The 25,518-nt window shown below is 72.3% G+C and carries 24 protein-coding genes; 11 read left to right on the top strand and 13 right to left on the bottom strand.

Going from position 1 to position 25,518, the window contains the following annotated elements; genetic code table 11:
• Nucleotides 1-32: 32 nt before the first annotated feature.
• The 4 genes from ACFWI4_RS21270 to ACFWI4_RS21255 all read right to left on the bottom strand — a co-directional run bounded on the left by ACFWI4_RS21270 (nt 33) and on the right by ACFWI4_RS21255 (nt 3,032).
• Nucleotides 33-773 carry a hypothetical protein gene (locus ACFWI4_RS21270; protein WP_387198417.1) on the bottom strand — a complete coding sequence of 247 codons (741 nt, stop codon included), beginning with the start codon at nt 771-773 and terminating at the stop codon, nt 33-35.
• A 78-nt stretch (nt 774-851) separates the two neighbouring features.
• On the bottom strand, nt 852-1,262 hold the full coding sequence (locus tag ACFWI4_RS21265) for a RidA family protein (RefSeq protein ID WP_385407480.1): 411 nt from the start codon (nt 1,260-1,262) through the stop codon (nt 852-854).
• 7 nt (nt 1,263-1,269) lie between these two features.
• Nucleotides 1,270-2,037 carry an IclR family transcriptional regulator gene (locus tag ACFWI4_RS21260; protein WP_387198414.1) on the bottom strand — a complete coding sequence of 256 codons (768 nt, stop codon included), beginning with the start codon at nt 2,035-2,037 and terminating at the stop codon, nt 1,270-1,272.
• A complete protein-coding gene (locus tag ACFWI4_RS21255; protein WP_387198423.1) occupies nt 2,034-3,032 on the bottom strand; it encodes a sugar kinase in 999 nt (332 codons plus the stop codon). The genes ACFWI4_RS21260 and ACFWI4_RS21255 overlap by 4 nt, the downstream gene beginning before the upstream one ends.
• A gap of 288 nt (nt 3,033-3,320) precedes the next feature.
• Here ACFWI4_RS21255 and ACFWI4_RS21250 point away from each other — a divergent pair, with 288 nt between their 5' ends.
• Both ACFWI4_RS21250 and ACFWI4_RS21245 read left to right on the top strand, forming a co-directional pair.
• The gene (locus ACFWI4_RS21250) at nt 3,321-4,598 is read left to right on the top strand and encodes an alanine racemase (protein ID WP_385407484.1); all 1,278 of its coding nucleotides are present in this window, start codon (nt 3,321-3,323) and stop codon (nt 4,596-4,598) included.
• A gap of 56 nt (nt 4,599-4,654) precedes the next feature.
• A complete protein-coding gene (locus tag ACFWI4_RS21245; protein WP_387198411.1) occupies nt 4,655-6,283 on the top strand; it encodes an amidohydrolase family protein in 1,629 nt (542 codons plus the stop codon).
• A gap of 20 nt (nt 6,284-6,303) precedes the next feature.
• Here the strand turns inward: ACFWI4_RS21245 and ACFWI4_RS21240 are convergent, their stop codons facing one another.
• Together ACFWI4_RS21240 and ACFWI4_RS21235 are read right to left on the bottom strand one after the other, a co-directional pair.
• The gene (locus ACFWI4_RS21240) at nt 6,304-7,164 is read right to left on the bottom strand and encodes a serine protease (protein ID WP_387198408.1); all 861 of its coding nucleotides are present in this window, start codon (nt 7,162-7,164) and stop codon (nt 6,304-6,306) included.
• 756 nt (nt 7,165-7,920) lie between these two features.
• A complete protein-coding gene (locus ACFWI4_RS21235) occupies nt 7,921-8,622 on the bottom strand; it encodes a hypothetical protein (protein ID WP_387198405.1) in 702 nt (233 codons plus the stop codon).
• A 126-nt stretch (nt 8,623-8,748) separates the two neighbouring features.
• On the opposite strand from ACFWI4_RS21235, the gene ACFWI4_RS21230 reads away from it, so the two are divergent.
• From ACFWI4_RS21230 to ACFWI4_RS21205, 6 genes are all read left to right on the top strand, one after another.
• A complete protein-coding gene (locus tag ACFWI4_RS21230; protein ID WP_385407493.1) occupies nt 8,749-9,960 on the top strand; it encodes a pyridoxal phosphate-dependent aminotransferase in 1,212 nt (403 codons plus the stop codon).
• A gap of 123 nt (nt 9,961-10,083) precedes the next feature.
• On the top strand, nt 10,084-10,512 hold the full coding sequence (locus ACFWI4_RS21225) for a hypothetical protein (RefSeq protein ID WP_387198402.1): 429 nt from the start codon (nt 10,084-10,086) through the stop codon (nt 10,510-10,512).
• A gap of 288 nt (nt 10,513-10,800) precedes the next feature.
• Nucleotides 10,801-11,889: a hypothetical protein gene (locus ACFWI4_RS21220; RefSeq protein ID WP_385407499.1), complete on the top strand. Its 1,089-nt coding sequence runs from the start codon at nt 10,801-10,803 to the stop codon at nt 11,887-11,889.
• Nucleotides 11,886-13,058 carry a toxic anion resistance protein gene (locus ACFWI4_RS21215; protein WP_387198399.1) on the top strand — a complete coding sequence of 391 codons (1,173 nt, stop codon included), beginning with the start codon at nt 11,886-11,888 and terminating at the stop codon, nt 13,056-13,058. Before ACFWI4_RS21220 ends, ACFWI4_RS21215 begins: the two co-directional genes overlap by 4 nt.
• Complete coding sequence (locus ACFWI4_RS21210; protein WP_387198396.1) at nt 13,055-14,599, top strand: substrate-binding domain-containing protein; 1,545 nt, start codon at nt 13,055-13,057, stop codon at nt 14,597-14,599. The genes ACFWI4_RS21215 and ACFWI4_RS21210 overlap by 4 nt, the downstream gene beginning before the upstream one ends.
• Nucleotides 14,586-15,194, top strand: a complete 609-nt coding sequence (locus tag ACFWI4_RS21205) for a hypothetical protein (RefSeq protein WP_385407507.1) — start codon at nt 14,586-14,588, stop codon at nt 15,192-15,194. Before ACFWI4_RS21210 ends, ACFWI4_RS21205 begins: the two co-directional genes overlap by 14 nt.
• Before the next feature lie 80 nt (nt 15,195-15,274).
• Here the strand turns inward: ACFWI4_RS21205 and ACFWI4_RS21200 are convergent, their stop codons facing one another.
• From ACFWI4_RS21200 to ACFWI4_RS21170, 7 genes are all read right to left on the bottom strand, one after another.
• Nucleotides 15,275-16,444, bottom strand: a complete 1,170-nt coding sequence (locus tag ACFWI4_RS21200; protein WP_387198393.1) for a hypothetical protein — start codon at nt 16,442-16,444, stop codon at nt 15,275-15,277.
• A complete protein-coding gene (locus ACFWI4_RS21195) occupies nt 16,441-17,247 on the bottom strand; it encodes a PP2C family serine/threonine-protein phosphatase (protein WP_385407512.1) in 807 nt (268 codons plus the stop codon). The genes ACFWI4_RS21200 and ACFWI4_RS21195 overlap by 4 nt, the downstream gene beginning before the upstream one ends.
• A 27-nt stretch (nt 17,248-17,274) precedes the next feature.
• The gene (locus ACFWI4_RS21190) at nt 17,275-18,036 is read right to left on the bottom strand and encodes a hypothetical protein (RefSeq protein ID WP_385407515.1); all 762 of its coding nucleotides are present in this window, start codon (nt 18,034-18,036) and stop codon (nt 17,275-17,277) included.
• Between the two features lie 17 nt (nt 18,037-18,053).
• Nucleotides 18,054-19,280: a hypothetical protein gene (locus tag ACFWI4_RS21185; RefSeq protein WP_387198389.1), complete on the bottom strand. Its 1,227-nt coding sequence runs from the start codon at nt 19,278-19,280 to the stop codon at nt 18,054-18,056.
• A 120-nt stretch (nt 19,281-19,400) separates the two neighbouring features.
• The gene (locus ACFWI4_RS21180) at nt 19,401-19,865 is read right to left on the bottom strand and encodes a hypothetical protein (protein WP_387198386.1); all 465 of its coding nucleotides are present in this window, start codon (nt 19,863-19,865) and stop codon (nt 19,401-19,403) included.
• The gene (locus tag ACFWI4_RS21175) at nt 19,852-20,814 is read right to left on the bottom strand and encodes a serine/threonine-protein kinase (RefSeq protein WP_387198383.1); all 963 of its coding nucleotides are present in this window, start codon (nt 20,812-20,814) and stop codon (nt 19,852-19,854) included. Before ACFWI4_RS21175 ends, ACFWI4_RS21180 begins: the two co-directional genes overlap by 14 nt.
• A 243-nt stretch (nt 20,815-21,057) precedes the next feature.
• Entirely contained in the window at nt 21,058-22,896 is a 1,839-nt protein-coding gene (locus ACFWI4_RS21170; RefSeq protein WP_387198380.1) for a phosphoenolpyruvate carboxykinase (GTP), read from the bottom strand.
• Nucleotides 22,897-23,218: 322 nt separating this feature from the next.
• Here ACFWI4_RS21170 and ACFWI4_RS21165 point away from each other — a divergent pair, with 322 nt between their 5' ends.
• The 3 genes from ACFWI4_RS21165 to ACFWI4_RS21155 all read left to right on the top strand — a co-directional run bounded on the left by ACFWI4_RS21165 (nt 23,219) and on the right by ACFWI4_RS21155 (nt 25,518).
• Entirely contained in the window at nt 23,219-23,932 is a 714-nt protein-coding gene (locus ACFWI4_RS21165; protein WP_387198377.1) for a hemolysin III family protein, read from the top strand.
• Nucleotides 23,933-24,120: 188 nt separating this feature from the next.
• A complete protein-coding gene (locus ACFWI4_RS21160) occupies nt 24,121-24,759 on the top strand; it encodes a TetR/AcrR family transcriptional regulator (RefSeq protein ID WP_387198374.1) in 639 nt (212 codons plus the stop codon).
• Between the two features lie 33 nt (nt 24,760-24,792).
• Nucleotides 24,793-25,518, top strand: coding sequence for a Mut7-C RNAse domain-containing protein (locus tag ACFWI4_RS21155; protein WP_385407532.1), 726 nt, complete (start codon nt 24,793-24,795; stop codon nt 25,516-25,518).

Here is a 25,518-nt window from a genome sequence, read left to right as displayed (position 1 = left end):
CTCCTGACAGGGCGCGCGGATCCCCGTACCGCTTACGGCTTCTCGGCCGCCTCGACCGCGCCGGCCTCGGAATCCTCGGAGCTCTTGGAGTCCTCGGAATCCTTGGAGTCCTCGGCCTTGGAATCGTCGGCCTTGGAGTCCTCGGGCTCGGCGTCGGAGTCGGGGGTCGCCTCCGGCTCGGCCGTCACCGCGGAGTCCTCCGCGGCACCGGCCTCGTCGCCGTCCTCGAAGTAGGCGTCGAGGACGGCGTCGAGCTGCTCCTCCCACTCCTTGAAGCGTGCCCGGGCGTTCGCCTCGATCTCTATCGGATACCAGCGGCGCTCCGGCGTGTGCACCGTGATGGTGAACCGCTTGCCGAAGCGCGGCGACTCCGTCTCGACCGCGCCGATCTCGTCCCAGCGGAACTCCGCCTCCTGGTCGTCCAGGCGCAGCAGGACACCGCTGTGGTCGGCCCGGATCGAGGCCCGCCGGTCGGAGGCCTCGAAGACGGGCCCGTCGGGGACGGACACGGGCTCCGGGGCGTCCGCCGGGGCGGACTCCTCCTCGGGCACGGCCTTCTCCTCGGGCACGGACTCCTCCGAGGTCCCGGCGGCGGGCGCCTCGCCGGAGACGGTCTCCTCCGCGGTGACCTCCTCCTCGGCGGTGGTCTCCTCGGCGTCCACGACCGCGTCCTCCGGCTCCGCCGGCACGGGTGACGTAAGCCCGGGGATGTACGCCGGGTTCACCGCGGCTGCGTCCAGGGGCTGGCTCTTCGAACCTATGCGCTGCTCCACAGCGCGAAGTATGGTCGAAGATCCTGTGCGGGGCACAGCCAGCCCCGAATTGGCGCCGCCTCTGTTACACGAAAAGACTCATCCGAGGACGGCGAGGACGTCGATCTCGACGAGAAGTCCGGCCGGCAGGCCGACGTAGACCGTCGTGCGGGCGGCGGGGGGCGCGGTGAGGCCCTGCTCCTCGAAGTACCGGTTGTAGATCTCGTTCATCTCGGCGAAGTGCCCGGTGTCCGTGAGGTAGACGCGGATCATCATCGCGTCGTCCCAGCCGGAACCGCCCTCTTCGAGGATGGACTTGACGTTGGCGAGGGTCTGGAGGGTCTGCTCGCGCAGGGTCGGGCCCGCGGGCGTCGGGGGCTTTCCCTCCTCGGCGGGCAGGAAGCCGACCTGTCCGGCGACCTGGAGGATGTTCCCCTTCCGTACCCCGTGCGAGAACCGGGCGGGCGGGGTGGTGTGGGTCGCCGGGGTGAGGGCGGTCTTGTCGGTCATGCGGTGCTCATTCCTTCGGGTCGTGCGGGGTGGGGGCCTTGCCCGAGTACTCCCGGCCGATGGCGTCCGCGGTACGGCGGACCAGCGGCAGCAGGGCCAGGAGTTCCTCGGCGGTGACGACGACATTGGGCGCGGAGACCGACATGGCGGCGGCGACACGCCCGTCGGCGCCCCGGACGGGGGCGGCGACGCAGTTGATGGACTCCTCGTGGCCGCCGAGGTCGGTGGCCCAGCCCTGTTCGCGCACCGCCGCGAGTTCCTTCAGGAAGGCGGGGGCGTCCGGGGTCGAACGGGCCGTGTACATGGGGTAGTCGAGCCGTTCTGCGACGGCGCGGCGCTCGGTCTCGGGCAGGTCGGCGAGGAGCAGTTTGGCGACGGCGGCGACGGTGATGGCGACGGGCTTCCCGATCCGCGAGTACATCCGCACCGGGTAGCGGCTCTCCACCTTGTCGATGTAGAGCACCTCGTTCTCCTCGTACACGGCGAGGTGGACGGTGTGTCCGCACTGTTCGTTGAGGCGGACGAGGTGGGGGTGGGCGATCTCGCGGACGTCCAGGTTCTCGACGGCCTCCTGGGCGAGGGCGAAGAGCCGGGCGCCGAGCCGGTAGCGCTGGTCGGACTGCCGGTACACCAGGCCGTGTTCGTGCAGGGTGCGCAGCAGGCGCAGGGCCGTGGACTTGTGGACGCCGAGGCGGTCGGCGACCTGACCGAGGTCGGCGGGGCCCTCGGCGAGCAGCGGCAGGATGCTCAGCGCTCGGTCGACGGTCTGGCTCATGGCGTACGTACCTCCTCGGCGGCCCGTGCGTCGGCTTCGGTCCAGCCGGGGCCGAGACGAAGTGTCCCCCAGGCGCGGTCGTCGAGAGCGGCGAGCCGGTCGGCGTGCCTCCGGGCGGGCGGTTCGGCGAGGTCGCCCGGGACGGTGAGGGCCGCGGCGGCCGTCAGATGGCCGTGCCGCAGCCGGTCGCGGGCGGGAAGGCCGCGCAGGGTGGCGGAGAGGAATCCGGCGGCGAAGGCGTCCCCGGCGCCGACGGCCGCGACGACGTCGACCCGGGGGGCGGGTACGAAGACGGTGCGGTCCCCGGCGTCCGGGCTCCGCTCGAACACCACGGCTCCGGCCTCGCCGTCCTTGACGACCAGGACGGCCGGTTCGGGCAGCGCCTCGCGGATCGCGCGCGCCCCGCACAGGCCCCAGGCGGCGCGGGCCTCGTCGTCCCCGACGAAGACGAGGTCGGCGCCGCGCGCGAGGCCGAGCAGGACGCGGGGCCCGTCGGGGCGGCCGTGCCAGAGGGCGGGCCGGTGGTTGACGTCGAAGGAGACGAGGGGGCGGCCGGCCCGGGGGGCGGTCAGCTCGCGCATCAGGTCCAGACAGCCGTCGGAGAGGGCGGCGGTGATCCCGGACAGGTGGAGCACCCGGCCCGAGCGGGCGGCGGCCAGGTCCGTGTTCCGCGCCGTCATGGCGGAGGCGGCGGATCCGGCCCGATAGTAGGCGACCTCGTGGGCGTCGGTCGCCCGGTCGCCCGCGGTGCGGAAGTAGACGCCGGTCGGGCGGGCGGGATCCCTGCGCACGGCGGAGGTGTCGACGCCGTACGCGGTGATCGCCTCCACCAGATGGTCGCCGAACCCGTCGGTGCCGACCCTGCCGACCCAGCGGGCCGAGTGACCGGAGCGGGCGAGCACGCAGGCCACGTTCGACTCGGCGCCGCCGATGCCCCGTTCGAAGGACGGCACGTCGGCGAGGCGCCCGGCCCGGGTGGGCAGGAAGGTGACCATGGACTCGCCGAGCGCCACCACGTCGACCGTGCCGGTGCCCGCAGGGGCGTCGGCGCCGGCGTGGCCGCCGGTGCCGGTGTCGGTGTCGGCGAGGGAGCCGGTGTCGGGGGACACGGCGCTCTCGGGTCCGTCGCTGCTCACGGTGGTCGGGGCTCCTCGCTCTGGCGGCCGTCGGCGGCACACGGCACCGTTGACCCTGCGTCGGCTGGGATGTTAGACAGCAGTGAACGACATACGCAATGAGCGTTGCACATGATGCAACGCGATGGAACTGGCCGAGGAGGCCCCATGAGCGCCGAGACCGCCGCCGCACCCCTGGCCGCTCTCGCGGCGGAGCGCGTCGACCACCGCTTCAAGGGCCTGCCGCCGGACGCCGCCGGTCTGAGCGTCGGCGAGCTGGCCGCCCAGCGCCGCAACCTCTTCACGGACGGCTTCACCACCCCCGTCCTCGCCCTCTCCGCCGAGCGGCTGACCCACAACCTCGAACTCATGGAGACGTACGCCACCCGGCACGGACTCGCCTTCGCCCCGCACGGCAAGACGTCCATGGCGCCCCGGCTGTTCTGGCGCCAGATCGAGCACGGCGCCTGGGGCATCACCCTCGCGGTCCCCCACCAGGTGCGCGTGGCACGGGAGTTCGGCATCGACCGGATCTTCCTGGCGAACCAGCTCGTCGACCCCGCGGCCCTCCGCTGGATCGCCGCCGAGCTGGCCGCGGACCCCGGCTTCACGTTCGTCTGCTACGTCGACTCGGTGCGCGGGGTCGAGCTGATGGACGCGGCGCTGCGCGGAAGCGCCCGTCCGGTGGACGTCGTCGTCGAGCTCGCGGCGGGCGCGGGCGCACGCACCGGCGCGCGGACCGAGGAGGAGTGCGCGGCCGTCGCCGACGCGGTGGCGGCGGCCGGGACGCTCCGGCTGGCTGGTGTCGCCGGGTACGAGGGCGAGGTGCCGGACGCCACCCCCGAGCGGGTGCACGCCTGGCTGCGGCGGCTGACCGCGCTCGCGGCGGCCTTCGACGACGCAGGACGGTTCAAGGACGTCGACACGATCGTCGTCAGCGCGGGCGGCAGCGCCTGGTTCGACGCGGTCGCCGACGTCTTCGCGGAGATCCCCGGACTCTCGCTCCCGGTCCTGAAACTGCTGCGCTCGGGCGCGTACGTCTCGCACGACGACGGCCACTACCGCCGGCTCACCCCCTTCACCCGCGTCCCCGGCGAGGGCGCCCTGCACCCGGCGTTCCGCCTGTGGTCCCAGGTCGTCTCACGGCCCTCCCCCGAGCAGGCCTTCACCAACGCCGGCAAGCGGGACGCGGCCCACGACCTCGACCTGCCCTTCGCCCAGGTGGTGCGCCGCGGCGGGACCGAGCGGCCCGCGGACGGCGTCGAGGTGACCAAGCTCTCCGACCAGCACGCCTGGCTGAACACCGCCCCCGAGGCGGACCTGGAGGTCGGCGACTGGGTCGGGATGGGCCTGTCCCACCCGTGCACGTCCTTCGACAAGTGGCAGCTGATCCCGCTGGTCGAGGCGGACGGCACGGTCGTCGACTACATCCGTACGTTCTTCTAGAGATCCGTCACGCCCGTACGTTCCTCCAGAGATCCGTTCCGAGACGGGAGATGCCGATGGACCTCGCCGACCTGGTCATCCAGGACGCGGACGTCGTCGACGGCAGCGGCGCGCCCGCCTACCGCGCGGACGTGGCCGTCAAGGGCGGCCGGATCGTCGCGATCGTGCAGGAGGCCGCGGCGGCCGGCTGCCAACGGCCGCGCGGGACACGGGAACTGGACGCCGAGGGACTGGTCCTGTCCCCCGGCTTCATCGACATGCACGCGCACAGCGACCTGGCGCTGCTGCGGGATCCGGACCACAGCGCCAAGGCCGCCCAGGGCGTGACCCTCGAAGTCCTCGGCCAGGACGGCCTGTCGTACGCGCCGGCCGACGACCGCACGCTGGCCGAGGTCCGCCGCACGATCGCCGGCTGGAACGGCCACGGCGACGACATCGCCTTCGACTGGCGTTCCGTCGGCGAGTATCTGGACCGCCTCGACCACGGCTTCGACGGCCAGGGCATCGCGGTCAACGCCGCCTATCTCGTCCCGCAGGGCACCGTCCGGATGCTCGCCGTCGGCTGGGAGGACCGCGAGGCCACTCCCCAAGAGCTGGACCGGATGCGGCGGTTGGTGGCGGACGGGCTGCGCCAGGGCGCGGTCGGCATGTCCTCGGGGCTGACGTACACCCCGGGGATGTACGCCCGGGACGCCGAACTCACCGCCCTGTGCCGGGTGGTGGCGGAGCACGGCGGCTACTACTGCCCGCACCACCGCTCGTACGGGGCGGGCGCCCTTCAGGCGTACGAGGAGATGGTGGCCCTCACCCGTGAGGCGGGCTGTCCGCTCCATCTCGCCCACGCCACCATGAACTTCGGGGTGAACGAGGGGAAGGCGCCGGAGCTGCTCGCCCTGCTCGACGAGGCGCTGGAACAGGGCGCGGACATCACCCTCGACACCTATCCGTACACCCCCGGGTGCACCACGCTGGCGGCGCTGCTGCCGAGCTGGGCGGGCGAGGGAGGCCCGGAGGCGCTGCTCGCCCGGCTGCGGGACGACGCGACCGCCGGCCGGATCCGGCACCACCTGGAGGTCCTGGGCTCCGACGGCTGCCACGGCGTGCCCGTCGACTGGGAGACCGTCGAGATCTCGGGGGTGAACGACCCCGCCCTCGGCGCGTACGTGGGCCGTACGGTCCTGGAGTCGGCCGGTGCGCTCGGCGAGGCCCCCTGGGCCATCGCCCGGCGGCTGCTGGTCGAGGACCGGCTCGGTCCCACGATCCTCCAGCACGTCGGCCACGAGGAGAACGTGCGGGCGATCATGCGCCACCGCGTCCACACCGGCGGCTCGGACGGCATCCTGCACGGCGCCAAGCCGCACCCGCGCGCGTACGGCACCTTCCCGCGCTATCTCGGCCACTACGTACGGGAGTCGGGCGTGCTGACGCTGGAGGAGTGCGTCGCCCGTCTCACCGGCAGGCCCGCCGCCCGGCTGCGGCTGCCCGACCGCGGCCTCGTCCGCGAGGGGTACCGCGCCGACCTGGTCCTGTTCGACCCGGCGACGGTCGCGGCGGGCTCGACCTTCGCGGCGCCGCGCACCCTGCCGACCGGGATCCCGCACGTCCTGATCGACGGGCGTTTCGTCGTCGAGGACGGGCGCAGGACCGATGTGCTCGCGGGACGGGCGGTCCGCCGCACGGCGTGACCGCCCGCCCTCCCGCGGTGTTACGGCTTGGGCAGGACGCACCCGCTCAGGCTCAGGTCGAGCTTGTTGCCCGTCGTGAAGCAGGCCGGGATCTGGTAGGTCTCCTCGGCGTAGTTGATGCCCTGACGGACGGTCACGGTGCCGTTCGCGTCGACCTCGCACGGGTTGTCCACCGTGCAGCGCTCGCCGTCCTCGTTGCCGGTGTTGTTGACGGCGACGACCTTGCCGGTGGACTGGTCGACGACCGGCGAACCCGAGGTGCCGCCGATGGTCTGGCAGGCGGAGGTGTAACGGACCGAGTCCTTCCAGGTCCAGTCGCCCTCCTTGAGGCGGTACACGAACCCGTCGATGTTGCAGCTGTACAGACGCTTCCAGTAACCGGAGGCCACGGTGATCGCGGTGCCGGCGACCGGGTGCGTGTCCTGCACGGTCAGCGCGCTGATGCCGTAGGTGTTCTTGATGGTCGCGTACGTGCTGGTGAGCTGGTAGATCGTGATGTCCGTGTCGGTCATGGTCGAGTACGCGACCTTGCTCGCGCGCAGCGTCGCCACCTTGGTGCCGGCCGAGTTCAGCAGGCCGAAGGTGCGGCTGGACGACTGGCCGACGATCACCTCGCCGGGGTCCGGGAATCCGGTCTCCAGGCAGTGCCCGTTGGACAGCACGAGCGCCGGGTCGGAGTCCGCCGAGTTGGGGAAGCGGATGACCGAACCGGAGCAGTTGCTGAGCGAGACGGTCCCGGCGAGGCTGACGGCCTTGAGCGTGGGCGCCACCGCGTGGGGAGCGGGTGCCGCCGCGTGGGGTTCGGGTGCCGCGACCGCGGGTGCCGCGCCCGCCCCGGCGAGCACCAGGGCGAACAGCACGGCGACGAGAGGCTTTCTCATGTGGGGGTCCCCTCTTGCGACTTGGGGCCGTCGGAGGTCGTCCGGCGGCCTTCCGCTGACCGGAGGTCTTCCGGTCAGTTGTTGTCATGCGCATTGTGAGGGGAGAGGGAGAAGTGAACAAGGAGCGCTTTCCGGCCGGGGCGCCGGGGATCCTTACACCTCCTCGCGCCGGTCGACGCAGTGCGCCCGGTCGGCGTCGTGTCCCGGTACGGGACCCGCTCAGCCGGGCGGCGTGCGGTGCCGGAACGGACTCCGCCCAGCCGGTCGGCGTCGTGTGCCGGGACGGGTCCGGTCGGCGTCCGTGCCAGGACCGAGTCCACTCAGCCGGTCGGCGCGCGGTGCCCCGAGTCGGCCCAGGCGGGCGGTGTCCGGTGCCGGTACCGAATCCGCCCAGGCAGGCCGTGCCCAATGCCGGGACCGAACCCGCCCGGCTGGGCGGCACCCGGCCTCGGAACAGGCGTCGCCCGGCCGGTCGGCTTGCGTTGCCCCGGGTGGCATCCGGCGCCCAGGCGGGCGTCCGCCGGCCGGACGCGGCCGGGGCGCGGACGCGCCGTGGCCGGTTCGCGGCCTGGTTGCCGACGCACCGCGGCCGGTTCGCGGCCTGGCTGCCGACGCACCGCGGCCGGTTCGCGGCCTGGCTGCCGACACACCGCGGCCGGTTCGCGGCCTGGCTGCCGACACACCGCGGCCGGTTCGCGGCCTGGCTGCCGACACACCGCGGACGGTTCGCGGCCGGGTCCCGCCGGTTCGCCGGTTCTAGCCGGGCCAGCCGCCGTGGCCGTGTCCGTGTCCGTGGCCGTGGCCGCCGGAGTTCGTCGGGGAGGGGGACGGGGTGTCCGAAGGGGGCGCGGTGGTGGCGGAGGCCGTGGGCTCGGCGGACGTGCCGGCGGACCCGGACGCCTCGGGGGACGTGGAGGTCGCCGCCGTCGCGGAGGCGGTCGCGGTCTCGGACCCGGTCGCGGCCGTGCCCGTGGCGGAGCCGGCCGCGCCGGAGGACGGGACCGAGGCGGGCACCGACGCGGTGCCCGGCGGGGCCTGGAGCGGCCGCGCCGAGGCGGTCGCGGCGGAACCGCCTGCCTCCTCCGCGGCGCCCGTCCCGGAGCGGGCGGCCGGCGAGGTCGTGGAGGGGGACGTACCGCCCGTCCCCCCGGTCACCCCGGAGTCGAGCGCCCCCACGGTGACGACACCGAGGACCACGACGACGGCCGCGCCCCCGGCCACGGCGAGCCGCCGGCTGTTCCGGGCACGCCTGCGGTGCCTCATCCGTTCCCGGCGCGCCGCCGGCCCCCCGGACACGACGGACAGCACGGTGGTGTCCTCGCCGTCCGTGTACGCCTTCCGCCAGCCGTGCGCCTCGGCCGGATCGGCGTACGTCTCATAGGCCAGCGGAGTCTCCCCGTCGCTCTGCGGGAGGTACACCGTCGGCCGGGCTTCGGGATCTCCGGACTGCCAGGACATGATCGCGCATTGTAGGGACCACCTGGGCGTTCGGCGCAGCCGAGGGACACGGCCACCGGAACCGACACGTCCCGCGTGGTGAAAAACACGCCCCGGTGCGCGACGGGCGGCCGTAAGCTCACGGACATGCAGGTGATCCAGTCCACGAAGCTCGCCAACGTCTGCTACGAGATCCGGGGTCCGGTTCTTGAGGAGGCGATGCGGCTCGAAGCGGCCGGTCACCGCATCCTCAAGCTCAACACGGGCAACCCGGCCGCCTTCGGGTTCGAGTGCCCGCCGGAGATCCTGGAGGACATCCTCCGCAACGTCTCCTCGGCGCACGGCTACGGCGACGCCAAGGGCCTGCTCGCCGCCCGCCGCGCGGTCGTGATGCACAACCAGACCCTCGGCATCGAGACGGACGTCGACCACGTCTTCATCGGCAACGGCGTCTCCGAGCTGATCGTGATGGCGATGCAGGCGCTGCTGGACGACGGCGACGAGGTGCTCGTACCGGCCCCGGACTACCCGCTGTGGACCGCCGCGGTCTCCCTGTCCGGCGGCACGGCCGTGCACTACCGCTGCGACGAGCAGTCCGACTGGATGCCCGACCTCGCCGACGTGGAGCGGAAGATCACCGACCGCACCAAGGCGATCGTGATCATCAACCCGAACAACCCGACCGGCGCGGTCTACGACGACGCGATGCTCCGGGGGCTGACGGACATCGCCCGGCGGCACAACCTGCTGGTCTGCTCCGACGAGATCTACGACAAGATCCTCTACGACGGCGCCACGCACACCGCGACCGCCAAGATCGCCCCCGATCTGCTCACCCTCACCTTCAACGGCATGTCGAAGGCGTACCGGGTGGCGGGCTACCGCGTCGGCTGGATGTCGGTCTCGGGGCCGCGCGCGCACGCCGCCTCCTACATCGAGGGTCTGACGATCCTCGCGAACATGCGGCTGTGCGCGAACATGCCGGGCCAGCACGGCGTGGTGGCGGCGCTCAGCGGACGCCAGACGATCAACGACCTGGTCCTGCCGGGCGGGCGCCTGAAGGAGCAGCGGGACGTCGCGCACGAACTGCTGACCCAGATCCCGGGCGTGACCTGCGTGAAGCCGAAGGGCGCGCTGTACCTCTTCCCGCGCCTCGACCCGAAGGTCTTCAAGGTCAAGGACGACCGGCAGATGGTGCTCGACCTGCTGCGGGCCGAGAAGATCATGGTCGTCCAGGGGACCGGCTTCAACTGGCCCGAACCCGACCACTTCCGGGTCGTGACCCTGCCGACGGTCGCGGACCTGACGGACGCGGTGACCCGGATCGGCACGTTTCTGGACGGCTACAGCCAGCCGTGACACCCGCGGGGACCCGTTCCGCGCTCACCCTGTGTGCGCACCGGATCCCACTATACGAACCAGCTCAACTTTAGACGAAATCCAAGCTAGGATGGCTTCCTGTCAGGCACAGGAGGCCATCCCATGTACGAACCGATCCGCTCGAAGTCGGTCCACACGATGGCCGGCACCCCCTCCTCCGACTTCCCCCACCGGTCGCGCGAGGAGGAGCTGGACATCCAGCTCGCCGGTCACCTGGCCGCGCTGCTCGCCGTCACGGACGAGATCCGGGCGCTCGCCCCGTCCGCCGACCTGGACGCCGGTGCCGAGCGGCTCACCGAGCAGGTCGCCCGGCTGCGCGGCGGCGCCCCGCTGCGCGCCGAGAAGGCCCCCGCCGCCCCGGAGCCCGAGGATTCCCGCCTCGCGACCCTGCACCGGCGGGCCCACGCGCTGGCCGGCCGCGCCCTGGTCGTCGCCGCCTCCCGCGCCGACACGGCCGCGGCGATCCTCTCCGCCGAGCGGATGGACGCCCACGCGCCGGCGGCCGAGTCCCGCGAGCTCGCCGCCCGCTGATCGACCCGGGCCACCGGCCCGGCCCCCGTACGGCCCCGGTCCGCGCGCCCCAGAGGACGTGCGGACCGGGCGCCACACCCACCGCGCCACCCCGCACAAAGACCCCGCGGCGCCCGGTCCGGAGGCCCCGCGCGGCCCGGCCCCGAAGCCACGGGCCGCGCTCCCCGGGCCCGCCGTGCGCCCCCTCGGCGGCACCCTCCCTTCCGGTTGCGTACCGGGACCCGGTGGTCACCTCGCGTTCACCCCCCGAGGCGGGGAACGTTGGATTCCGAGGTGCACGCTCCAGGCGTGAGACGCATAGCGGGAATCGTCCTGGCGGTCCTGTTGATCGGCGGAGTGGCAGCAGCCGTCGTCGCGGGCCGCACCGGTCAGGACAAGAGCACGGCAACGAAGACCGTGCACGGAGTGATCGGCTCGGAGAAGGCGGAGTTCTTCTCGGATCCGGCCGTGGTGAAGGCCCTCGCCGCCAAGGGCTACACCGTGAAGACGGAGACCTCCGGGTCCTGGGCCATGGACGGCCTCGACCTCAAGGGGTACGACTTCGCCTTCCCTTCCAGCCAGGCACCGGCCGACGAACTCGCGGACAAGTACCACGTCCGCCAGCCGCTGCCCCGGCCCTTCTACTCGCCCCTCGTCGTGGTGGCCCACCGCAGCGCGGCCCAGGTCCTCGCCGCCAACGGACTGGCCACCCTCGACAAGAACACCGGCACGCTGAGGATGGGCGCCTACCTCGACGCGGCCCGGCACGAACGGACCTGGCAGCAGCTCAAGGGCGCCAAGGCCCACGGTGAGCTGACCGGCACGCTGTACATCGCCAGCACCGACCCGGAGACCTCCAACTCCGGCGCCCTCTACCTCGCCGCCGCGTCCTACGTCGCCGACGGCGGGCGCGTGGCCGACGACGACGCCGCCGTCGCCCGGACCGCGCCCCTGATGCGCCGGCTCATCAGCGTCCAGGGCGCCCAGCAGTCCAGCACCGACGCCGCGTTCCGCGACTTCGTCAGCGGCGCCGGCAACCCGCTCGTCCTCGTCTACGAGTCACAGGTCGCCGCGCTGCTCGCCGAGGGCCAGGACGCCGGAGACCTGACGGTGCTCTACCCGGACACCACCGCCAACAGCGACCACACCGTCGTACCGCTCACGCCCGCGGGCCGCGCGCTGGGCGAACTCCTCAGCACCGACCCGACGTTGCGCGGACTCGCCGTCCGGCACGGGTTCCGCCCGCAGGGGGCGACCGGCGAGTTCACGGCGGCCACCGCCGCCCACGCGGACTATCTCAACCAGAAACTGACCGGCGTCCGGCAGGCGCCCGTGCCCGCCTACAAGGTGCTGCACGAGATGGCGCGCAGGGCCGGGAACCAGGGGGGAACAGCATGACCACCGACGACACGTTCAGCCTCACACCGCCCGAGGCCGTGGCCCCGGTGCCCCGCGAGAAGGCCGGCGGGCTCGTCCCCGTCGACCCCGGGGTGCAGGACGAGATGGCGCGCAGGGCCGCGGAGTACATCGGCGGACTCGCCGTCCTGGACGCCCGCTCCCCCGAGTTCGCCGGCAAGGTGGGCGAGATCGCGGGCCTGGGGGCGAGCGAGATGCGCGGCGCCGCCGCCCAGTCCAACCGGATGCTGGAGCGGACGATCCGCAGCCTGCCCTCGGGCGGCGAGGACGCGCAGTCGCACGTCGCAGGCTCGCTCGTCGAACTCCGGCGCGTGGTCGAGGACCTGGACCCGCGCGACCTGTCCGCGAACAAGGGCAGGAAGTTCCTGTCCCGGCTGCCCGGCGGCAACAAGCTGCGCGACCACGTCGCCAAGTACGCCTCCGCGCAAGGCACGTTGAACAGGATCGTGGGCTCGCTGCGCGGCGGGCAGGACGAACTGCGCCGTGACAACGCGGCACTTCAGACCGAACGCGTCCGGCTCTGGGAGACGATGGGCAAGCTCCAGGAGTACGTGGTGCTGACCGAGGCCCTGGACACCGCGGTCGAGTCCCACATCGCCGGCGTCGACGCCGGCGACCCCGCCCAGGCCGACACCCTCCGCTCCGACGTGCTCTTCCCCGTCCGGCAGAAGCACCAGGACCTGCTCACCCAGCTCGCGGTGTGCGCCCAGGGCTATCTGGCCATGGACGTGGTCCGGCGCAACAACGACGAACTCATCAAGGGCGTCGACCGCGCGGCCACCACCACCGTCTCCGCCCTGCGCATCTCCGTGATGCTCGCCTCCGCCCTCGACAACCAGCGCAAGGTCGTCGAGCAGGTCAACGCCCTGCGCGGCACGACGGAGGACCTCATCCGCGGCAACGCCGAGATGCTCTCCACCCAGAGCGGGGAGATCCAGCGCATCGCCGCGGACCCCGCCGTCGGCGCCGAGACCCTGCGCACCGCCTTCCAGGAGATCTACCGCACGCTCGACGCGATCGACACGTACAAGGTCCGGGCGACCGAGACGATGGCCGCGACCGTGGAGTCCCTGACCTCCGAACTCCAGTCCGCCGGCGCCTATCTGGAGCGCAGCCGGACCCGGGGCGCTCTGGACGGCGGAAACGGATGAGAGCCCTGCGACGGGCGGCCGGCGCCGCCCTGGCCCTGCTCGCCGTCACGGCCTGCACCGCCCACGGGGGCACGACGTCCGGGGACGACGGCGCGCCGCGGCCCGGCACCCTCCGCGTCCTCGCCTCCAGCGAACTCGGCGACATGAAACCGGTGCTGGACCGGATCAGGCGGGACACCGGCATCACGGTCAGACCCACCTACATGGGCACCCTCGCCGCCGTCGACCTGATCGCGCGGGGCACCGCCGACGGCAGGTACGACGCCCTGTGGCTCTCCTCGAACGCCTATCTGCACCTGCGTCCCGAGGCCGCGAGGAAGGTCGTCTCCGAGACGCCGGTCATGTCGAGCCCGGTGGCGATCGGCGTCAAAGAGGCCACCGTGCGGGCCCTCGGCTGGCGCCCGGACGACGTCACCTGGTCGCAGGTGGACAAGGCCGTGACCGACGGCAGGCTCACGTACGGCATGACCGATCCGGCACGCTCCAACTCCGGTTTCTCCACGCTGATCTCGGTGGCCTCGGCGCTGTCCGGCGCCCAGTCGGCGCTCACCGACGCCGACGTGGCCAGGGCGACGCCCCGGCTGCGGGAGTTCTTCAAGGGGCAGAAGCTGACCTCGGGTTCCTCGGGCTGGCTGGCCACCGCCTACGAGCGCCGCGGCACCGTGGACGCCCTGCTCAACTACGAGTCCGTCCTCAAGGGCGTGAAGGGCCTGACGGTCATCCGCCCGCGCGACGGCGTGGTGACGGCCGACTATCCGCTCTCCTCCCTGGCCGCGTCCTCCAAGGACACCCGCGACGACGTCCGGCGCCTGGCCGAGGCCCTGCGCGCGCCCGCCGCCCAGAAGCTGATCACCGAGCGGACGCACCGCCGCCCGGTCGTGCCCTCCGTCCCCCCGGCGGCCGGACTCGACACCTCGCGACGGCGTGAACTCCCCTTCCCCGGAAGCCGGTCCGTCGCGGACCATCTCCTCGACTCCTACGAGAACACCCTGCGCCGGCCGTCCAGGACGGTGTACGTCCTCGACACCTCGGGCTCCATGGACGGCGACCGCCTCGCCCGGCTCAAGAAGTCCCTCGGCGATCTGACCGGCGACTTCCGCGACCGCGAGGAGGTGACGCTGATGCCGTTCGGCTCCCGGGTCAAGACCGTGCGCACCCACGTGGTCCGCCCCGAGGACCCGAAGGCCGGGCTCGACGCCATCCGCCGGGACACCCGCGCGCTGAGCGCCGACGGCGACACCGCGATCTACACCTCGCTGGAGAAGGCCTACGAGCATCTGGGCGCCGACGACGACACGTTCACCTCGATCGTGCTGATGACGGACGGGGAGAACACCAGGGGCGCGAGCCCCGCCGACTTCGACGCCTTCTACCGCCGGCTGCCCGGCGGACAGCGGGAGATCCCCGTCTTCCCCATCCTGTTCGGCGACTCCGACCGGGGCGAGCTCCAGCACATCGCCGATCTGACCGGCGGCCGTCTCTTCGACGCCCAAAAGGGCTCGCTCGACGGCGCCTTCGAGGAGATCCGTGGCTACCAGTAGATTCCTGGGCTTCCTGGAGTCGCGCAAGAACCTCACCGGCAGCGCCTGCGGGATCGCCGGACTCGCGCTGACCTTCACCGGTCTGGCGGGCCCGTACTGGCCGGTCGTCGTCGCGGGCCTGTACGGCGCGGGCGCGCTGATCGCGCCGCCGGAACGGCCGGCCCCGCCCGACTTCCCCGACCCCTCGGCCCAACTGGCCGAACTGCGCGTCGACTTCGGCAAGCTGCGGGAGTACCTGGACGGCGTCGAACTGCCCCCGGCGGCGGCCGGGCGGCTCACCGAGCTGACCGAGGTCCTCGCCGCCCTGCTCGACCCGGGCTGGGTCGCCGAGATCCTCGCCCAGGACCCCGAGGGCGTTCACGCCCTGTCGCGCGCGGTGCGCCAGGACATCCCGGAGGCGGTCGACACCTTCGTCCGCACCCGGTGGTGGACGCGGCTGGCCCCCGGCACCGAACCGCCGGAGCGCCATCTGGAGCGCCAGCTCACCGTGCTCCAGGAGGAGTCGGACCGGCTCGCGGCGGCCCTGCGCGAGACGGAGGCCAGGCGCCAGGAGTCCCACACGCGCTATCTGGAGGACCGCGGCCGCTCACAGTGACCGGCGGCCCGGTCACGCGTCCGCGACGGCCAGGCATTCGCGACGGTCACGCGTCCGCGACGGTCACGCGTTCGCGACGGTCACGCGTTCGCGACGATCACCACCAGGATCACGAGCGCAATGATCAGCAGCGCCACCTTCAGCCCCGTGGGCCACGGCTCCGCGGGCGGCGGCACGGGCGGCCGCGGCAGGGGCGCACCGGGCCCCGGGGCCGCCACCGGGACGTTGAACACGTCGTGCCCGGTGAGCGCCGCCCGGGCGCACCAGGGGCAGGCCGGCAGATGCGAGCCGAACGCGTGCAGCGGGCGGGACGGGCAGACCCGTACCAGCGCGCGCTCCTTGTCCAGGGCGCGCAGCCACGCCTCCGCGGGGGGCCGGGTGGAGGGGTCGTGGACGCCGGAGCCGAAGGCGGTACGGGCCAGCGCGAGGAGTTCGGGCGGGAGCACGGAGGGGTCGATGGTGCCGCGCGGCATGATGACCCGCTCGGGCCGCACGACGTAGGAGATGCTGGCGGCGATGTTGTCCTTGACGGTCGACTCGGACGCGCTGTCGTGCGGGACACCGCCGAAGGGGTGGTTCCCGGCGGTCAGCAGCTGGTAGACGAGGACCGCGAGGGCGAACTCGTCGGTGGCGCGGGTGGCGGGGCCGCCTGCCTGGCGCTCGGGCGAGGAGTAGTCGGTGGTGTGCATCAGACAGGGGAAGAGCTCCCCGGTCACCGGGTCGTTGAAGGCGATCGAGTCGCAGTCGAGGAAGGTGACGAAGCCGTTGGCGTCGACGACGACGTTGCTGCTGGAGAAGTCGCCGATGACGAGGTCGTCGTAGTGCATGCGGGCGGTCATGAAGGCGAGGTTCCAGGCGACGCCGAGCAGGAAGCGCCAGTCGGCCCGGTCGCCGAACAGCTTGAGGCGCTGGGCCCGGGTGAACAGGCCGATCAGCTGCACGTGCTGGGGCTCGCCGAACCGGCGCATCGCGTAGCCGAGGAACTCGCCCTTGGGGCCGCGGGCGAGCGCGGTCGGCCAGGCCAGCTCGGGCGGCTGGGAGGCGTCGGTGGGGCGGGTCACGAGCGGTGACATGGTCAGCATCCGCTTCAGCCGCTGCTCCTCCTTGGGGCCCGGCGGTTCGCGGTAGAGCTTGACGACGATGCCGTCGTCGCCGACGACCGGGAAGACGGCCGCCTGGCCGCCGCCCTTGAGGGGCAGTTCGGCGAGCGTGACCGGCTTGCCGTCGAGGAACACGGTGCGGCCGCTCATGGCCGCGCCTTGAGCACGGCCCGCAGCAGGGTCTTGTCGTCGGCGTTGAGCGCGGTGAGCCGGTCGGACCTGAGCAGGCTGCCGAGGCCCTCGTGGGCGCTCGCGGTCACCGGACCCGGCACGTCGAGGGAGCGGAACACGGCCTCGGCGAACGACGTGTTCGGGGACAGCGCGCCGCCCGTGGACCGGTTGAGGGCGGCCTGCGCCAGTCCGTCGGTGGACAGCAGCACCCCGTCGATCCCGTCGTCTGACACACAGTCGGTGTGCACCCAGCGGGCCGCGTCGGGCGAGGTGAGGAAGACGGTCTCGTTGCTGTACTCGCTGGCCGCGGCGGGCTGCGGCAGCAGATGGAACTGCCGCTCACCGTCCTCCGTACCGGCCCGCAGGACGACGAACCCGTCCCCCACGGACAGATGGCCGAGCCAGCCCCGCGTGAGCACGACCACGGTGAGCGTGGTCGCGAAGTCCGCCGCGTCGGGGCCGGTCCGGTCCAGGAACACCTTGCAGACGTCGTGGAAGGCGTCGCGCAGCAGTTCCTGCACGGCCCGGCCGGGAGGGCGGTCCGCCGCGGCGGCGGCCCGGTGCGCGAAGTGCTCGGTGGCCAGCTCCACCGCGAGCCGGGCGCCCTCCTCGGAGCGCGGCCGGCTGCCCGCGCCGTCGGCGACGGCGAGGACCGTCACGGACGGTGTCACGAGGTGCGCGCAGGCGTCCTGGCAGGGCTGTCCCTGACGGCGGTGCCGGTATCCCTCGACGCTCATCCCGTGGATCCGCCACGGCGTCTCCCGCTCGTCGACTGCGGTCATCAGTCAGGCATCCCATCGGGTCATCGGTCACGATTCCCAGGCCGGGCGCTGTGTCTTGAACTGGCTGAAGATCTTCTCGAAGACCTCGTCGCCCGCGCCCTTCTGCTCGGCGTTGGCGCTCGCGGACATCATCTGGAGCAGTTCACGGAACGGGAATCCCTGGAGCCGGGCGTTGAACTTCGGCGCGAACGACCGGAGCACCTGCTCGCCCCGGTCCGTGATGCCGCCGACGCCGATCGCGTACAGCCGGAACCGGCGGGCCTGCTGCTCGTCGGCGAGCACGGGGATCAACCGCTGCCAGGAGTCGGTGAGATGGCCGGTGGCGTCGGTGGGCAGTCCGTCGGTGACGAGGCAGATCTGCGGCCGGTAGTACTGGAGTCCGGAGGCGCGCAGTTCCGCCTTGCGGGCGGCGATGATGTTCATGGACAGTTCGAGGGCCTCGGTCATCAGGGTGACCCCGGCGGCGGCGAGCTGCGGCGGGTGGAACATGTGCGCCGGAACGAAGGGGCTCACGGGGGCTCCGACGGCGAGGAGCTGGGGCCCGCGCCAGGCGGCGACGCCCTGGCCGCCGAAGGTGACGACGGCGACCTCGACGCTGTAGCTGAGGCTGACGTCGTCGTGCAGTTCCCTGGTCCACTCCGCGAGGGCGTTGTTGAGCGTCTGGATGGGCTGGCCCGCCATGGAGCTGGAGATGTCGAGGCACAGGACGAGCGGGAGGCGCTGCGCGTTGTTCTCGAACTCGATGTCGGCGTATTCCGCCGGCAGGGTGGGCGGGTAGTCGCTGTGCATGGGGTTCTCTCCTGGTCTCAGGGCCGTGCGGCTTTGGCGTGCCGTCGGGGCGCGGGCGGGAACGCGTAGAGGACGTCGGAGTCCCGCTCCCCCGCCTCGGTGACGTCGACGAGTCCGCCGGGCGCGGGCGGCGGGCGGCCGGGCTCGGCCCACACCGCGCGGTGGAGCACGTGGTCCACCTCGACGTAGCCCTGCGGGTGCAGTTCGGTGCGGACGACGGCGGGCCGGGCGGGGCCGGGTACGCCGCCGACCCGCCGTCCGTGGCTCCGCGCCGCCGGAGCGGTCCGCAGGCGGGTGGTGGCCTCGTCGGGCACATGGGTACGGGGCCGGGCGGCGGTCTCGTCGGACACACGGGTCCTGGTCGTGGCCTCGTCGGACACACGGGTACGGGTGGTGGCCTCGTCGGGCGCGTGCGTACGGGGGCGGGCGCGCGGCCGGGGTGTCGAGGCGGCCGGTACGGCGCCGACGCCCGGGACGGCGAGCGAGCGCCGGGGGAGGCCGCCGACGGCGACGGACCGGGCGGAGCGGCGGATCAGCAGGAGCAGCAGGCCGAGCAGGAGGACGAGCACGGCGCACAGGACGGTGAGCACCAGGGTGGCGGTGTCCCAGCCGGAGTCGCCGCCCTGGCCGGTCGATCTCGCGGGGTCCTGACCGGTGCCGCCGGAGTTCCCGTTCACCTGGTCCTGCTGCTTGCCCGCCGTGGTCGCGCTGGTGGGGGACGGTTCCCCCAGGGTGCCTTCGACGCCGTACGCGTGCCGGGAGAGGTCGACGGCGAGGCCGAGGTCCAGGAACCTGGCGCCGCTCAGCGGGCCCTGGCCGAGCAGGGCGCACGGGTCGTTCTGCCGCTCGGGGTCGCAGGCCCGGCGGGCGGCCAGCTCGTCCACGGCCGCCTTCGGCAGCCGGTCGATCGTGGCGTCCCGCGCCACGAGCCTGGCCTTCGGATCCGCCAGAACGAGGAGGACCGTGCCGCCCGTTCCGGTGCGGGCGCGCGGCGGGACCTCGACCACGAGCCGGTCGCGCTGGCCCACCAGAACCGACTCGGAGCCCTTGTGGCTCTCGGCGCCGCCGTCGAACGGGAGCGGCTCGTCGAGGGTGACGTGGACCGTTCCCGAGGCGATCGACCGGGACCAGCACCCGAGGTGTTGCCCGAACGCCGGCCCGCACGGCTCACCGGCCGCGGCGGGCACCGCGGGAGCGAGGGCGACCAGGAGTCCGGAAAGCATCAGGAAGGAAAACCGACGCATGAAAAAGACCCCCCGCGGCCCTAAGAAATAACACCCCCGTGGCCCTGAAAGGCACGCCCCCATAGTGGCGGAAACCAGCGGTCGCACGTAAGGGTTTGGAGAATGCGGCGGACTTCCCTTCTACAACTCGAACACCTGATGGCATCGGGTGAACATCTGTCTCGCCCGTTCCACCCAATCACTGGCCAGAGCATCGAAATCCGTCTGCGTCATACGGCAGGTCAGGGGGAGGTCGCACACGCCCGCGAGACAGGGGCGCGGCCCCCGTACGTCCCACACGGACAGCATGGGATGGAGCTGTTCGGTGTTCCAGGCGTTCGACGCGGCGGCGGCGAGGGCCAGTTGGTCCTTGCGCAGGAAATGCCCGTCGGTGGCGAAGGCGACCAGCAGTCTCTTGGTCGTCATGAACCGGACGGTAATCATCCGGCCCGTTTCCTCCAGGTCGAATCGCATGGAGACGGAAACCGTGTCGGTCACCGTGTGGAAATTCCGTCCGGCCACCCAGTTCTGCACCAGCTGCCGCCAGTGCGTTCCGATTTCGAGGATCTCCCGGCCCCGGACCGGAAAAGAGTCAGGCGTCGCCACGGCCCACCGCCTCGGCGACCATCTCGTCGGTCAGTCCCGCGTCGAGCAGCGCCCGGGCGTGCGACAGCAGACAGGAGGGTACGGACACGCTGGTGCTCTCCTTGCGGCGCTTGATCAGGTCCTGGGTGCGCACCTTGATGCCGTGGGCGACCGTGGGCGGCGGCCAGTCGGCCTGCCGGGGTTCCCGCTCCAGCAGTCCGGCGAGGAGCTGGTCGAGCCGGGGCCGGTCCTCGGGGCGCTTGGCCAGACAGCGCGCGACCAGGTCCCGCATCGGCCCCGCGATGCCGTCGAGTCCGGGCTCCTCGAAGGCGACCCGGTGGCGGACGGCCTCTCCGCTGCCGTGCGGCGGCCGTCCGGTGAGCGCGTAGACCAGGACCCCGCCGAGGGAGAAGACGTCGCTGGCCGGGCCCACCGCGGCACCCCTGATCTGCTCGGGCGACATGTAGGGCGGGGTGCCGACGACGACGCCGACCTGGGTGAGGCCGGGGGCGCCGTCCACCCGGGAGATCCCGAAGTCGATGACGCGCGGCCCGTCCGCGGCGAGGAGCACGTTGGCCGGCTTGAGGTCCCGGTGCACCACGCGGGCCGCGTGGATGGCCTGGAGCGCCTCGACCAGGCCGGCGCCGAGCCGGCGCACCTGCGGTTCGGGCAGGGGGCCGCCGCTGTGGACCGCCTCGGCGAGCGAGGGACCGGGCACGTACAGGGTCGCCAGCCACGGCAGTTCGGCCTGGGTGTCGGCGTCGACCACGGCCGCGGTGTAGGCGCCGCTGACCACGCGGGCCGCCGCGACCTCGCGGGCGAACCGTTCCCGGAACTCGCTCTCCGCGGCCAGTTCGGGCCGCACCACCTTGACCGCGACCTCGCGCCCGGCGGGCGAGCGGCCGAGGTACACCCATCCCATGCCACCGGAGCCGAGACGGCCCACGATGCGGTACGGACCGATCTTCATGGGGTCACTGACAGGCGTACGCACCCCGCCCACCTCATTTCGGGGTCGACTGCCGGATGTCAGGAGTGTCCCTCGAAATCCGCGCTTTTTCAGCCGTTCCGGCACGGGCGGGGCACCGGGCACGAAAAAGCCGGGGTCCCGCGCGGATGCGCGCGGAACCCCGGCGGGTGCGGTCACCGCGGCCGACGCCGCATCGGTCGCAGGTCAGGGCAACTCGGGTCGGCCGCGGAGTGGTTGAGGGCCTCAGCCCAGGCGCTGCACCAGGGCGCGGTACTCGTCCCACAGCTCCTTGGGCGTGTGGTCGCCGAAGGTGTTGAGGTGGTCGGGGACCAGGGCGGCCTCCTCGCGCCAGACGTCCTTGTCGACCGTGAGCAGGAAGTCGAGGTCGGACTCGGCCAGTTCGAGACCGTCGGTGTCGAGGGACTCCCGGGTCGGCAGGACGCCGATCGGGGTCTCGACGCCCTCGGCGCTGCCGTCGAGGCGCTCGACGATCCACTTCAGGACACGGCTGTTCTCGCCGAAGCCGGGCCACACGAACTTGCCCGCGTCGTTCTTGCGGAACCAGTTCACGTAGTAGATCTTCGGGAGCTTCGCCTGGTCCTTGTCCTTGGCGACGTCGACCCAGTGGCCCATGTAGTCGCCCATGTTGTAGCCGCAGAACGGCAGCATGGCGAAGGGGTCGCGGCGCAGCTCGCCGACCTTGCCCTCGGCGGCGGCGGTCTTCTCGGAGGCGACGTTCGCGCCGAGGAAGACGCCGTGGTTCCAGTCGAAGGACTCCGTCACCAGCGGGACGGCGGTGGCGCGGCGCCCGCCGAAGAGGATCGCCGAGATCGGCACGCCCTTGGGGTCCTCCCACTCGGGCGCGATGATCGGGCACTGCGAAGCGGGCACCGTGAAGCGGGCGTTGGGGTGCGCGGCGGGCGTGCCGGACTCCGGGGTCCAGTCGTTGCCCTTCCAGTCGGTCAGGTGGGCCGGAGTCTCCTCCGTCATGCCCTCCCACCAGATGTCGTTGTCGTCGGTGAGCGCGACGTTGGTGAAGACGGAGTTGCCCCACAGCGTCTTCATCGCGTTGGCGTTGGTGTGCTCACCGGTGCCGGGCGCGACACCGAAGAAGCCGGCCTCCGGGTTGATCGCGTAGAGGCGGCCGTCCTCGCCGAACCGCATCCAGGCGATGTCGTCGCCGATGGTCTCGACCGTCCAGCCGGAGATCGTGGGCTCCAGCATGGCGAGGTTCGTCTTGCCGCAGGCGCTCGGGAAGGCGGCGGCGACGTACTTCGACTCGCCCTGCGGCGGCGTCAGCTTGAGGATCAGCATGTGCTCGGCGAGCCAGCCCTCGTCGCGCGCCATCACGGAGGCTATGCGCAGGGCATAGCACTTCTTGCCGAGCAGGGCGTTGCCGCCGTAGCCGGAGCCGTACGACCAGATCTCACGGGTCTCGGGGAAGTGCGAGATGTACTTCGTGGAGTTGCACGGCCACGGCACGTCCGCCTCGCCCTCGGCCAGCGGCGCTCCGAGCGTGTGCACGGCACGCACGAAGAAGCCGTCGGTGCCGAGCTCGTCCAGGACGGGCTGTCCCATGCGGGTCATGGTGCGCATGGACACGGCGACGTAGGCGGAGTCGGTGATCTCGACGCCGATCGCGGACAGGTCCGAGCCGAGCGGGCCCATGCAGAACGGGACGACGTACATCGTCCGGCCGCGCATCGAGCCGCGGAAGATGCCCTGCTCGCCCGAGAAACTGTTTCCTTCTCCGGTAAAGATGGCCCGCATCTCGGCGGGGGCCTTCCAGTGGTTGGTGGGGCCCGCGTCCTGCTCCCGCTCGGAGCAGATGTACGTCCGGTCCTCGACCCGCGCGACATCGGTCGGGTCGGAGGCGGCGTAGTAGGAGTTCGGGCGCTTGATCGGGTCGAGCTTCTTGAAGGTGCCCTTGCGGACGAGCTCCTCGCTCAGTCGCTCGTACTCGGCCTCGGATCCGTCGCACCAGACCACACTGTCCGGCTCGGTCAGTTCGGCGATCTCGTTGACCCACGAGATCAGTTCCTTGTGGTTGGTCGGGACGGGAGCCGCGATGTCGCGCGCCACGATTGCTCCTAAATGAGGGGTTTGTTGTTGTGCCCCGTGGGGGCTGCGACCCGGATGCTTCTCGGTGGTTGGACCTCTGGCGCTCATCCGGTGCCGACCGCACTCATTTGATGATCCGACCGGGCCGCGCATATGTCCAGAGGGCCTCACACCTGAGCGGAGTGAGCATCGCCACTTCCCGGAAGGTTTCCGCCCGCTCACTCCGGGTTCATCCGGGGTACCCCGGCGGCTCCCCCCGGCGGGGTGAGATCATGACCACTATTGCGGTTCGCTTACGCGGGACTGACACGTAACTTACGGTTCCGTAGGTACGATTCGGCCCATGACTGCGTCCGTCCCCGACGCGCCCACGGACTCGCCGGCCGCCGGCCGGACGTCCGTCGCGCACTCCATGTCGGAAGAGATCAAGCCCAAGCTCCGCGGCTGGCTGCACCTCGGCATGTTCCCGGCCGCCCTCGTCTCCGGACTGGTCCTGACGGCACTGGCGGACTCGACCCGCGGCCGGATCGCCTGCGGGATCTTCGCCCTCACGGCCTGCCTCCTGTTCGGGGTGAGCGCCCTCTACCACCGCGGCAACTGGAGCCCGCGGATGGACGGCGTCCTGCGCAGACTCGACCACGCGAACATCTTCCTGATCATCGCGGGCACCTACACGCCGCTGACCCTGCTCCTGCTGCCCGACACCAAGGGCCGGTGGCTCCTGTGGAGCATCTGGGCCGCGGCGGCCGCGGGCATCGTCTTCCGGGTGTTCTGGGTCGGCGCCCCTCGCTGGCTGTACACGCCCTGCTACATCGCGATGGGCTGGGCCGCCGTCTTCTTCCTGCCCGACTTCATGCGCACGGGCGGCATCGCCGTCCTCGTCCTGGTGATCGTCGGCGGGCTGCTCTACAGCGCGGGCGGCGTGATCTACGGGATCAAGAGGCCCAACCCGTCACCGCGCTGGTTCGGCTTCCACGAGGTCTTCCACTCGCTGACCCTCGCGGCCTTCATCGTCCACTACGTGGGCATCTCCCTGGTGGCCTACCAGCACGGCTGACCGCCCCTCCCCCACAACCCGCCCTTCCCGGTGGCCGCGGCTCCCCAGCCGCGGCCACCGCGCGTTTCCCGGCCGTCCGGCCTGTTCGGCCCGCCCGGCCCGCCCGGCCCGTCAGGACCGTCAGGACCGCTCGGACCGGTCACCGGCGGCCGGCCGCTCCCGGGCCCGAGGAGGGCGGATACCCGACAATGAGATCCATGACGGCCGCCCGCTCCAGCTCCCCCGCCGACCGCCCGCAGCCCGGTCTGCGCGAGCGCAAGAAGACCAGGACGCGCGAGGCGATCCGCACCGCGACCTACGGCCTGATCAAGGAGCAGGGGTACGACACCACGACGATCGACCAGATCGCCGAGCGCGCCGAGGTGTCGCCGTCGACCGTCCTGCGGTACTTCCCGGCCAAGGAGGACATCGTGCTCACCGACGAGCACGACCCGGCCCTCCTGGAGGAACTGCGCGCCCGCCCGGCCGACGAGCCGTGGCCGCAGACCGTCCGGTACGTGCTGCGGGAGGCCGTGCGCACCGGTGTCGAGGAGGACCCCGAGACCGCCCGGATCCGCACCCGCCTCCTGGCCGAGGTCCCGGCGGTCCGCTCGCGGATGATGGAGAGCATGTCGGTCACCGGCCGGATGTTCGCCACCGCCGTCTCCGAGCGCAGCGGCCTCGCCCCCGACAGCCTGGAGGTCCGGGTGTACACGATGTCGCTCGTCGGCGGCCTGATGGAGACCGCGATGTACTGGGCCGAGCGGGACCACCAGGGGGACCTCCCGGCCCTCCTCGACCGCGCCCTGGACGTTCTCCAGCACGGTCCGCCCCCGCAAAACCACTGAGGCCCGAACCCCTCCCCGTGCCATCCTGGCAGGGTGAACGCACCTCAGATCCACGTCGAAGTCGCCCCCGAGCTGGCCCTGTTCGTTCCGCACGCCCGCCGGACCGGCGTCCACCCGCTCGCCGTGGACGGTGTCTCCACCCTCGGCCATGTCGTCGAGTCGCTCGGCGTCCCGCTGACGGAGGTCGGCGCCCTGGTCGTGGACGGGCGCGAGGTGCCCTTCTCGCACATCCCCGCGGCGGACGAGTCCGTGCGGGTCCGCGCCGTCGACCGCCCGCAACGGGTGCCCGGCGCACCGCTGCGCTTCCTCCTGGACGTCCATCTCGGGACCCTCGCCCGCCGCATGCGGCTGCTCGGCGTCGACGCGGCGTACGAGTCGACCGACATCGGCGACCCGGCGCTCGCCGCCCGTTCCGCGGCCGAGCGGCGGGTCCTGCTCAGCCGTGACCGCGGACTGCTGCGGCGCCGCGAGCTGTGGGCGGGAGGCTTCGTCTACAGCACCCGGCCCGACGACCAGCTCCGGGACGTGCTCGGCCGGTTCGCGCCCGAGCTGAGGCCCTGGACGCGCTGCACCGCGTGCAACGGCCTGCTCGCGAAGGCCACCAAGGAGCAGGTCGCCGACCAGCTGGAGAGCGGCACCGAGCGGTCGTACGACGTCTTCGCGCAGTGCGCCGACTGCGGGCGCGCCTACTGGAAGGGCGCGCACCACGACCGGCTGGAGACCGTCGTGGAGCGCGCCCTGGCGGAGTTCGGCGCCTGA

This window comes from Streptomyces sp. NPDC127038 (genome assembly GCF_042725875.1).
Taxonomy (GTDB): domain Bacteria; phylum Actinomycetota; class Actinomycetes; order Streptomycetales; family Streptomycetaceae; genus Streptomyces.
This window is presented reverse-complemented; position numbering and strand designations above follow the sequence as displayed.